Origin of the sequence: uncultured Campylobacter sp. (assembly GCF_938018035.1) — a bacterium.
GTDB lineage: Bacteria > Campylobacterota > Campylobacteria > Campylobacterales > Campylobacteraceae > Campylobacter_B.
Genome location: NZ_CALIJF010000293.1, coordinates 1 through 6,993, shown reverse-complemented (window position 1 = coordinate 6,993; position 6,993 = coordinate 1). Strand labels below are relative to the sequence as shown.

The following is a 6,993-nucleotide window of genomic DNA, read 5'->3' as shown; positions in this document are numbered from 1 at the left end:
TGCTCGGGTTTTTGGACAGCTCGCTAAAAGCGTTTACGCGACCCTGCGCGAGCAGGTATTCCGCCGCAAAGCTAGAAGCGCTCATCGCTAAATTTATGCTATCCATCGCGTCTTTTTGACCTTGCGCGAGCGCGATCTGCTCGTATTTTTTCGCATCCGCCATGCGCTCGATCGCCTCGGCCTCGAGCACCTTCTCCTGCTTTAGCGCCTCGGCGTTTCGGATGAGGGCTGCTTTTTCAGCCTCGGCTTTAAGCTCGATCGCGCGCTTTTCGCGCTCGGCTTTCATCTGCATATTCATCGCCTCTTCGATGCCGTGCGGTACCGAAATTTCGGAAATCTCCACGCGCATGATCTTTACGCCCCAGTTATCCGCGGCGTCGCCCAGAGCGATTTGTAGCTTGGAATTTAGCTGATCGCGCGAGCTAAGCGTGCTGTCTAGGCTCATCTCGCCGATCGCGCTACGTAGCGTCGTCATCGCTAAATTTGAAATCGCGCGGCGATAATCCTCGACGTTGTAAAGCGCCATCTTGCCGTCGATGACCTTCAAAAACACGATACCATCCACGCTTATGTTGACGTTATCTTTGGTGATGACTTGCTGCTTGCTGATATCCACCAGCTGCTCGCGCACGCTCATCTTCGCGCGCACCGCGTCAAAAAACGGCACGATGATGTGAAAGCCGCCGTCGAGCACCTTGTGAAAGCGGCCCAGCCGCTCGATGATCAGAATTTCCGATTGTGAGACGATCTTGACCCCCATCTTTAGAATTGCCGCGATGAGGACGCAAAATACTATTACCGTAGTTACGAACCCTTCCATTTTCACTCCTGAATTAAAATTTCGCAATTATAGCATTTTTAGCTTATTTTGGCTTTTAAGGCGCGCCGTGATACAATTTCGCTAGATTTTTTATATTAAATTTACGGGATAAAATTTTATGATCAGATACATCGTGCTGCTTCGACATTCGCGCAACTACCGACTGCTCTTTTCGGCGGGCTTTATATGCATGTTCGGCTTGTGGTTTTCGGTCGTTGGGGTCGCTACGCTGCTGATTGAACTTGGCGCGCCGGTGTGGGCGATCACGGCGGCGGGCGTCGTTTCGTTCGTGCCGAACGTCTTTTTAGCGCCCATTAACGGCATCATCGTGGATAAATTTCAACCAAAGCCCCTGATGACGGCGATGTTTATAACCGAGATGATCAGTATTTTCATGCTGATTTTTATAGATAGTTTAGATTATCTGTGGCTGCTACTTTTGATCGTGGTCGTGCGAAGCGTCGCAGGCACGCTGTTTTTTCAGACCGAATCCTCGACGCTGCCGAAATTTCTAAGCCGCCCCTATCTCAAGCTTGCTAACGAGATGACGGGCATTATCTGGACGATCACATATACTTTCGGCATGGCGAGCGCGGGCGTTTTTATCCACTATTTCGGCGTGCGAGCGGCGTTTATTTTGGATTTTTGCTTATACGTTTTTTCGTTTTTCATCCTGCTGCGGCTAAATTTTAAAGACCTCGCAAGAAACGCGCCAGGGCCCGTGTTTAAGATGCTAAAGGAGGGCTTTTCTTATCTGCGCTCGCATCCTTTGGTGGTGCATCTCATCGTCCTTCACGCTTTCGTCGCCGTCACTACCTACGACAATCTCATCGCGCTTCTTGCGAAGTATAAATATAAAGAAATTTTAAGCGCCTCGCTAGTCATCGGGCTTATGAATATGTCGCGCTCGGCGGCTGCGTTTTTCGGACAGATATGGCTAAGCAAGATCGTGAATAAACATACGTTTTTTTGGCTATTGCTGGGGCAGTTTGCAGGCATCGCGCTGTGGGCGGCACTGGAGTTTAACTACTGGCTTTCGTTTGCGGGCATGATCGCGGCGGGATTTTTCATCACGACGGTGTGGTCGTATTCTTTTACGCAGCTGCAAAGTCACGTCGATAGGGAGTTTTTCGGGCGCGTTATCGCCTACAACGACATGGCGTATTTCATCGTCGCGACGCTCGTGTCGGCTGCGATCGGATTTTTTTTCGAGCTTGGATTTTCGCTTTCGCAAATCACCTTCGGCATGGGCTTTATGTTTGCAATCGCGGCGTTTTATTATAAATTTTTGATCTACGAAAAAATTTAAAATTTTAAAGCTATCTTTTCGGCGCGATCTCGGGGCGGAAGATAGCAAATATAAATAAAAAGCTCATCGCCGCGAAAAACACCCATATAAAGCCGTTCGCACCTAAAAATTTCATCATCGCGCCGATTATTAAAGGAGAGCAGAGAGACGCGCTCGAATAGATAAAGAGCATCGCTGCCGAAATTTGCACGCGAGATGCGCCTTCGCCGGTGATGGAGTCGTTTGCGCGCGCGATGGCGAGCGAATACAAAGGAAAAGCGCCAAATCCCAACATCAGCGCAAGTGCGCACGTTAGGATGAAGCTCTTAGCAAAAAACAGCGCCGCGCAGGAAGTAAGACCCACGACGCAAACTATCATTATGGCGCGTTTGCGACCAAACTTATCTGAAATAGTGCCACAGACGAGCTGCGCTAAGAAGCCTCCTGCCATCGCCGATCCCATAAATGCGCCCACCGAGCTCACTCCAAGCCCTGCGCTTAGCACGAAAACGCTCGCCATCGAAAAAAAGCCGTTAATCAAAATGCCCGCGCAAACCACCGTCGCAAACGCAAGCGGCGGCACGATCGAAATTTGCGGCATCGAAACTCGCATGCGAGCGGGAACTCTGGGAGGGTTAAAGCGGATTAAATTTACCGGCAGCAGCGCCAGGATGATGAAAAATGCGCTTAGCACGAAGACCTTCATCGTTCCGAAATTTAGCGCCAAAATTATAACTCCTATCGCAAACGCGCCGTAAAAAACCGCTTCGTAGATCGCGAGCACGCGGGAGCGGATGGAGTTTGTGATCTTTGAGTTGATCCAGCTTTCGATTATCATCAAAAGCGCGTAGTAGCAAAAGCCCAAAATAAAGCGCAAAATCGCCCAATACACGAGGTTTGAGCCTAGATCGTGCAGCATTGCAGCAATTCCGAAAAGCGCCGTAAATACTGCGTATGCCCGCACGTACGAGAGCGCGCCGATTATCGAAGGCACAAAAAAGCCGCTAAAGATCGCTCCTAAAAAGAAAAACGCCGAAATCGCTCCGATCTCAAGCTCGCTGTGGCCGGATTCTTTTAGCATGATGCCCGCGCTTGCGATGACTAGCGCGTCGCCGATAAACATAAAGAAAATCCCCAGAAATAGGGGGCTTAGCGAGCGTGCCGCGCGCATGGATTCAAACAATGACTTTCCCTTGGAATTAAATTTGGCGTTATTGTAGCTTTTTATTGATTAAAGCTCGGTTTTTATGGCAAAATATTTGAAAAAATTTTGAAGGAGCGGGTATTAGATTAAAAATTTTAACCGCATTTTTACTGGCGGCGATATTTGGCGGATGCGCGGCGTTTAGAGGCAAGGTATATATATTGGAGGATCCCAAGGTAAAGGAAGCATATAGCGCGATAGAGTTACCGTATAGCATTAAGATAGATGGAGAAACTTTTACCAGAAAGTATAAAAATCTTGCGGCGGCATATTATTTTTTAAACGGTGAGGAAGGATTTGGCTGGAGTAAGCTCGTATCTATATCATATTTCAACGACGTAAAAAATATCGATGAGTATGCGTATGGGATATATCAAGCGATCGAAGAGGCCAATGCGGGAAAAAAACAAGAGGATCGACGCTCCTTCGGCATTTTAAAGACCAACCATACGCAAGCTATAATAGTACTCCTCAATCCGCCCGCCCCCGGAGATCCTAATTTCAATAAATATGAAGTCGATCTAATGGTTGCAGATATGCAAAGCTGCGGACTTGTACTTGTGCAATACGCGAAAAATTTCGATTCGGATAGAGATTTTAAAAAGATGCGAAAATTTATAAAGGAAAATAAAGCTAAAATTTTACCGCAGATGCCTAAGATCAAGTGCAGGTAGCGCCGAAAAGCCCAGCGTGCGATAAAATTTTACCGCAGCGGTTTTAAAACGGCGCGAGCGTTTAAATTTAGAGGCGGCTCGTAACGAAGCGCTGAAATTTTAAGATAAAATTTTAATCCAAACGTTAAAGCTCTGGCAGCCGTGCCTCGTCGCACCAAAGAGACGAGCTTTATTAAAAAGCCCTGCAGCCAAAGCGGCTATCCGCGCGGCTAAATTTCAAGGTAAAATTTCAATCTTTGCGGATAAATTTATGCGGCTTGCTTCAAAGATAAAATTTTAAAATTTCATAGAGCAAAACCGGGGCGCAAAAGGCGCAGAATTTTAAAGCTCTAGCTGTTTTGCATAATCCCTTTTAGGCTGCGATACTCCTCGCATTCGCCCGTTAGCTTCGCGTCGGTGCCGATGGCGAGAATGCGGCCGTTTTTCATCACGGCGATATTATCGGCGCGCTCGATCGTGGATAGGCGGTGAGCGATTACAAAGACGATTTTGCTTTGTTTGATCTTTTCGATGACGTTTGAGATCTCCTTTTCGCTTGCGTTATCCAGCGCCGAAGTCGCCTCGTCGAAGATTAAAATTTGCGGGTCCTTATACAGCGCGCGCGCGATAGCGATACGCTGGCGCTGTCCGCCGCTAAGATTTGCGCCGAACTCGCTAAGCACGGTGTAAATTCCATCCTTCATCGAGCTTACGAACTCATAGGCGTTGGCGAGCTTGAGCGCTTCTATGACGCGCTGCTCGTTAAATTCCGCGCCGTAGCTTACGTTTTGCGCGATCGTGTCGTTAAAAATATAGACGCGCTGGCTTACGAGGCCGATATTTTCGCGTAGGCTAGGGATGCTAAACTCGCCGATCTCGTCGTTGCCGTTGAATAAAATTTTACCGCTGCTTGCGTCGTAAAAGCGCATCAGCAGGTTCACGACCGAGCTTTTTCCGCCGCCGCTGTTTCCGACGAGCGCTAAAATTTCGCCCTTTTTGACGCTGAAGCTTATGTCTTTTAGCGCCGCCTTGTCGCCGTAGTTTAGCGACACGTCGCAAAAGCTCACCGAGCCGATCTCGCCCATCTGCTTTCCGCCTCCGACGATCGTAGGCTCCAAATCTATGAGCTCAAACGTCCGCTCGCTCGCCGCGATGGCGTCTTGCATGTTGTTGTAGAGCGAGGAGACCTTTTTTATCGGGGTGTAAACCATAAAAAGCGCCGTAAGGAAGCTGAAAAAGCTGCCGATACTCATCTGGCCCGCGATGACCTCCTGTCCTCCGACGATGATCACCACGGCGATGCCCACGGCGCCTAGCATCTCCATGATCGGGCTTACCAGGCACGCCGTTACGACCGCCTTTAAATTTAGACCGAAAAATTTCTTGTTTTCGGCGTTAAATTTCTCCACTTCAAAGCTCTCGGCGTTGCTTGCTTTGACGATTTCGATGTTGGAGTAAATTTGACTGAGCGCCGAGGAGATATCGGAGGTTTTCTCTTGAGACTCGCGCGAAATTTTTTTCATCCGCTTTGCAAGGCGCGAGAGCGGATATATCGCGCACGGAAAGACCACGAGCGCGAAAAACGAAAGCTTCGGGCTCTGATAGATCACGACGCCCAAAAGCCCCAAAATCGTAATGATCTGCGTGAAAAAATCGGGGATCATGTTTGAAACCACGACGCGGATACGCTCAATGTCGTTGATCGTGCGGCTGATGAGCTCGCCCGTGCGGAAGCGGTTGAAAAAATCCACGTCCAGCCGCACGAGGCTTGCGACGAGCCTATCGCGGAAGCGGCGCACCGTGTCTTGACCGATGAAGGCGGTGAAGTAGTTTTGCATAAACGCACCGCCGCTTTTCATCGTGAAAACCACGATGATCGCGATCGGAAGCGTATAGAGATACGGCTCGTTTTTTTCGACGAAAATTTTATTTAAAACGGGCTCGACCAGCTTCGCGCTCGCAGCAGTCGCCACGCTCGTCATCACCATACCCAAAATCGCCAATGCAAACTGCGGCTTGTAATCCCTAAAATAGGGCTTAAAGCGCGATAGTAAAGTTTTAAAACCGTTCAAATACAATCCTTTTTTATAAAATTTTTAAAATTTAGAATACCAATTTTTTTAAAATTCCAAATTTTAAAATTCTTTGAATTTAGAATTTTGGAATTCTTAAAATCCCAAAATTTTTTGAAATTTAGAATTTCGGCGGTGCCGCAACGCGAAATTTACGAGGTGGCGTGGGACTAATTCGCGCTTCGCAAGCTCGCTAAATCTATCCGCCCACATACGCTGCTGCGCAAACGATGCCGAGATTTAGCTTTTTTATTTGTCGCTTTTAAAGCGCTAAGCGTTTAAAGCGAGCGAGTTTTTATTTATCGCGATATCTAAACGCTTTCGCAAACCATTTTTTTAAAACGCTGAACGCTTTGGGGCGATATAAAGCGCTACAAAGTGCTGTATCATAATATACATCATGTATCGCGATTTCACATCGTCGCACCGTATTGTGCGCTTTTACTCACCGCGCTACCTAATAAAATCGCAGCCTGCCTTGTGCCTTTGCCGCTGCATCGCCGTATCATCGTATCGCCGATAAAAACCGCACTAAAATTTACGCGCGAATTAGTATTTGGACTTACGTCTTGCATCGTAAAAATCATAAAATTCAACGTAAAATTTCGCGCTAAATTTTACGTTTTACTCTGCTGCTACCTCCCAAACGGTGCCGCTAGCCGTATCCATCACTTCGATCTTCATATCCGCAAGGCGCGCTCTGATGGCATCCGCGCGCGTAAAGTCCTTTTCTGCCTTAGCCTGCGCGCGCTGTTTTATCAGCTCCTCGATCTGCGCTCTTTGCTGCTCGCTCACGCCGAAGCGAAAGTATTCGGTCTCATCCTCATATAAAATTCCAAGCGTCTGCTTTGCAAACTCCAAATTTGCAGCGATTCTAGCCTTTAGCGCTTTATCTTTTGGCGCGCGATCTAGCGCTTCGTTCGCGCTTGCTACGAAGCTATCAAGCACCGCAAGCG

5 protein-coding genes and 1 pseudogene are annotated in these 6,993 nt (G+C 48.1%); 2 read left to right on the top strand and 4 right to left on the bottom strand.

Translation table 11 applies throughout. From position 1 onward, the window contains the following. Window positions 1-820: stomatin-like protein (locus Q0257_RS08840; RefSeq protein WP_298024188.1), on the bottom strand; the 820-nt coding region annotated here is incomplete at its 3' end. 118 nt (window positions 821-938) lie between these two features. Between Q0257_RS08840 and Q0257_RS08835 the strand changes: the two genes are divergently transcribed. Next, the gene (locus Q0257_RS08835) at window positions 939-2,129 is read left to right on the top strand and encodes an MFS transporter (protein ID WP_298024185.1); all 1,191 of its coding nucleotides are present in this window, start codon (window positions 939-941) and stop codon (window positions 2,127-2,129) included. A gap of 10 nt (window positions 2,130-2,139) precedes the next feature. Here the strand turns inward: Q0257_RS08835 and Q0257_RS08830 are convergent, their stop codons facing one another. After that, entirely contained in the window at window positions 2,140-3,291 is a 1,152-nt protein-coding gene (locus tag Q0257_RS08830; RefSeq protein WP_298024182.1) for an MFS transporter, read from the bottom strand. A gap of 182 nt (window positions 3,292-3,473) precedes the next feature. Here Q0257_RS08830 and Q0257_RS08825 point away from each other — a divergent pair, with 182 nt between their 5' ends. Beyond that, complete coding sequence (locus tag Q0257_RS08825; RefSeq protein WP_298024179.1) at window positions 3,474-3,986, top strand: hypothetical protein; 513 nt, start codon at window positions 3,474-3,476, stop codon at window positions 3,984-3,986. A 329-nt stretch (window positions 3,987-4,315) separates the two neighbouring features. Here Q0257_RS08825 and Q0257_RS08820 read toward each other — a convergent pair whose 3' ends face one another. Further along, complete coding sequence (locus tag Q0257_RS08820) at window positions 4,316-6,037, bottom strand: ABC transporter ATP-binding protein (RefSeq protein ID WP_298024176.1); 1,722 nt, start codon at window positions 6,035-6,037, stop codon at window positions 4,316-4,318. A gap of 624 nt (window positions 6,038-6,661) precedes the next feature. Next, window positions 6,662-6,993 (bottom strand): annotated as a pseudogene (locus Q0257_RS08815) (cysteine--tRNA ligase); the annotation flags it as partial.